The organism is Kitasatospora sp. NPDC054795 (assembly GCF_053611565.1).
The window spans coordinates 1-3259 of the sequence record NZ_JBSHAP010000272.1 but is presented as its reverse complement, the minus strand read 5'-3'; the positions used below and the strand labels follow the sequence as shown (position 1 = coordinate 3259).

Sequence of the window (3259 nt, the reverse complement as noted above, 5' to 3'; positions counted from 1 at the left end):
CGCCGGCCACAGCCCTTTCGGTCCTCAGCGCGGCCCCGCGGGTCTCAGCCCCCCCCGGGCCACCCCCGCCGGGGGGGGGGGCCCCCGCGGGCGCGGCCCCCCCCGCCCCTGCGGGGAGGCCGCCGCAGTCCGTTCCGGAGCGGCCGGGGCCGGGGGCCGGCTACGGCCTGGTGAAGGTGTAGTGGGTGACGCCGCTCGGACTGGTCACCGCCTCGGTGCGAAAGCGCCGCTCCAGCCCTTCGAGCCCGCCCCAGAGCGGCTCCCCCCGGCCGAGCAGCACCGGCACCACGACCACGTGCAGGTGGTCGATCAGATCGGCCTCCAGGAAGGCCCGGACGGTGCTCGGGCCGCCGCCGATCCGCACGTCCAGGCCGCCGGCCGCCTCCCGGGCCCGGCGCAGCGCCTCCTCGGGGGAGGCGTCGAGGAAGTGGAAGACCGTCCCGCCGTCCATCTCCAGGGAGGGGCGCGGGTGGTGGGTGAGCACGAAGACCGGCGTGTGGAACGGCGGGTTCGGCCCCCACCAGCCCCGCCAGTCCTCGTCCTGCCAGGGGCCGCGCTGCGGGCCGAACTTGTTGCGGCCCATGATCTCCGCGCCGATGCCGTCGCCCCAGGTGCGGGCCATCGCGTCGTCCACGCCGGTGTCTCCGCCCTCCTTGCCGTTCATCCGCCGGAACGTCCGGGTGTCGAAGAACCAGCGGTGCAGCCGGTCGGCGGCGTGGCCGAACGGCGCGTCGAGGCTCTGGCCCTCGCCCGTGCCGTAGCCGTCCAGGGAGATCGAGAAGTTGTGGACCCGGACCAGGGACATCGGTTCCTCCGCCGCTCTGCGCGCCTCACGCGTGTGTCGGATGCGGACCGCCCGCACCCCGCGCCTGGGCCAAACTAGCCTGGAGCCACCGAGCCCCGACGTTCCGTCACCGTCCTCGGGCGTGGCGGGTGCGGCGGATGGTGAGCGCGTGGAGGAAGGGGAGGGGAGCGGGGGAGAAGCGGTGCAGCCGTCACGCTATTGTCGTGCCTTCTTCATCCTGAGCACGCCCGGGCGGGCGATGCTTCGTCAGGCTGCCCGGGAGCAGGGCGGCCGGCATCCCGTGACTTGGGGGGACCGTTCCGATGACCGTACGCCGCACCCTGACCGGATTCCTGGCCGCCGGCCTGATGGCCGCCGCGGCGGCCCTGATCCCGACCGCCCCTGCCGACGCCACCACGGGCGGGTCGGGCGACCTGCCGTTCGGCTCCGCGACCACCGTCGGCCTGCACAACACCTACGACCCGGCCGCGTTCCCGTACCTCGCCCAGGGCCTGGACACCGGCACCGGCATGATCGAGCTGGACCTCTGGCCGAACGTCTTCACCAAGACGTGGCAGGTCAGCCACTCCAACCCGTTCGGCAACTCCAACAACTGCACCGCCGCGAGCACCCCCGCGCAGCTGTACGCGGGCGGCACCGACCAGAACCTGGAGAGCTGCCTGGACGACGTCCGGGTCTGGCTCGGGGCGCACCCGGGCGCCGGGCCGCTGGTGATCAAACTGGAGCTCAAGCCGGGCTACTCGGCGAACCTCGGGATGGGCCCGGACCAGCTGGACGCGCTGATCGCCCAGCACCTCGGCTCCGCCGTGCTGCGCCCGGCCGACCTGCTGGCCAGGCCCGGCGGCGGCTCGTACGCGAGCGTCGACGAGGCGGTGCGGGCGGGCGCCTGGCCGAGCCGCTCGGCGCTGGCCGGGAAGGTGCTGCTGTACGCGATCCCGGGCACGGTCGAACTCGGCAACCCCTTCGACACCCTGCACACCGACGTCGAGCAGGGCCGGCACCTGCGCGACCTGGCGGCGGCCGGCCGGATCGGCCAGGCGCAGGTGTTCCCCTCCGTGCTCGGCGCCGCCACCGGCGACCCGCGCGGCCAGTACACCGGCGCGGACGCCTCGATCCGGCCCTGGTTCGTGGTCTTCGACGGTGACGCCTCCACCTACGCCAGGACCGTCGACACCGCCTGGTACGACAACGCCCACTACCTGCTGGTGATGACGGACTCCCACCTGGTCGCGCCGGAGATCAGCGGTACGGACCCGACCGCGGACCAGGCCCGGGCCCGCACTGAGCAGCTGGCGAAGGCGCACGCGAGCATCGTCTCCAGCGACTGGCGCAGGCTCCCGGCGGTGCAGTCGCTGGTGCTGTCGCGCGGCTGAGGCCGGCCCGGCGGCTGACCGGGTCGAGGCCCTGACGGGTATGTCGAGTTGACCGGAGGTGAAGAGTTGGAACGGGGCTTCCGATGGCTCCCGGCCGCCGCCATCCTGGTTGTCATGACCCGAACTCTACGCGCGTGGAAGACCCGCGTCGCCGCCACCGCCGCCGTTGCCCTGGTCACCCTCGCGCCGATCGCCGTCGCGACCGAGGCACAGGCCGCGGTGAGCGGCTCGGTGTGCCTGTCCGCCCTGCCCTCCCAGGCCGGCACCACCCTCGACCTGATCGCCTCCGGCGGTCCCTTCCCGTACAGCCAGGACGGCGTCGTCTTCCAGAACCGGGAGCGTGTGCTGCCCGCGCAGTCCTCCGGCTACTACCACGAGTACACCGTGGTCACCCCGGGCTCGCCGACCCGCGGCGCCCGTCGCATCGTCACCGGCAAGCAGTACCACGAGGACTACTACACCGCCGACCACTACGTGACCTTCCGCAAGATCAACTTCGGCTGCTGAACCGGCCACCGCTCCACCGTTTCACCGCTCACCGATCCACCGGGCACCTCCGGGGCCCCGGCGCCGTACCCCGCGCCGGGGCCCCGGGCGCGTCCGATAGCGTCGGGGCGTCCGGCAACGACTCCTGGAGGTTCCCGTGCCGCAGATCCTGGTCGACCACTCGGCCGAACTCGACTTCGACCGGGCGGCGCTGGCCGCCGAGGTTCACCAGGCGATCACCGAGGTGATCGACACCACGGTGGCGGACTGCAAGACGCTCTTCCGCCCCGCCGGCCGGCACCACGTCGGCGACGGGACGAGCGGCGAGGCCGTGGTGCTGGTCGAGGTGAAGATCCTGGCCGGCCGCAGCGCTGAGCAGCGCGCCGAACTGACCGACCGGGTGCTCGCCGCCCTGCGCGCCCGGATCGACCGGCCCGCCGCGATCGGCGTCCAGGTCACCGAACTCGACCGGGACACCTACCGGTTCGTCCACCACCCCGGCCGCTGAGCCCCGGCCGCTGAGCCCCGGACTCCGAGCCCCGGCGACTGAGCCCCGGACTCCGAGCCGTGAACTTCGAGCCCTGCCACCGGGTCC

General features: G+C 73.6%; 4 protein-coding genes. 3 read left to right on the top strand and 1 reads right to left on the bottom strand.

What is annotated here, in order from left to right:
* Positions 1-160: 160 nt before the first annotated feature.
* On the bottom strand, positions 161-805 hold the full coding sequence (locus tag ACWGJO_RS41325; protein ID WP_452190927.1) for a dihydrofolate reductase family protein: 645 nt from the start codon (positions 803-805) through the stop codon (positions 161-163).
* A gap of 302 nt (positions 806-1107) precedes the next feature.
* Here ACWGJO_RS41325 and ACWGJO_RS41320 point away from each other — a divergent pair, with 302 nt between their 5' ends.
* From ACWGJO_RS41320 to ACWGJO_RS41310, 3 genes are all read left to right on the top strand, one after another.
* The gene (locus tag ACWGJO_RS41320) at positions 1108-2178 is read left to right on the top strand and encodes a phosphatidylinositol-specific phospholipase C domain-containing protein (RefSeq protein ID WP_452190926.1); all 1071 of its coding nucleotides are present in this window, start codon (positions 1108-1110) and stop codon (positions 2176-2178) included.
* 114 nt (positions 2179-2292) lie between these two features.
* Positions 2293-2685, top strand: a complete 393-nt coding sequence (locus ACWGJO_RS41315; RefSeq protein ID WP_359915598.1) for a ribonuclease — start codon at positions 2293-2295, stop codon at positions 2683-2685.
* Positions 2686-2821: 136 nt separating this feature from the next.
* Positions 2822-3172, top strand: a complete 351-nt coding sequence (locus ACWGJO_RS41310; protein ID WP_452190925.1) for a 5-carboxymethyl-2-hydroxymuconate Delta-isomerase — start codon at positions 2822-2824, stop codon at positions 3170-3172.
* Positions 3173-3259: the final 87 nt, after the last annotated feature.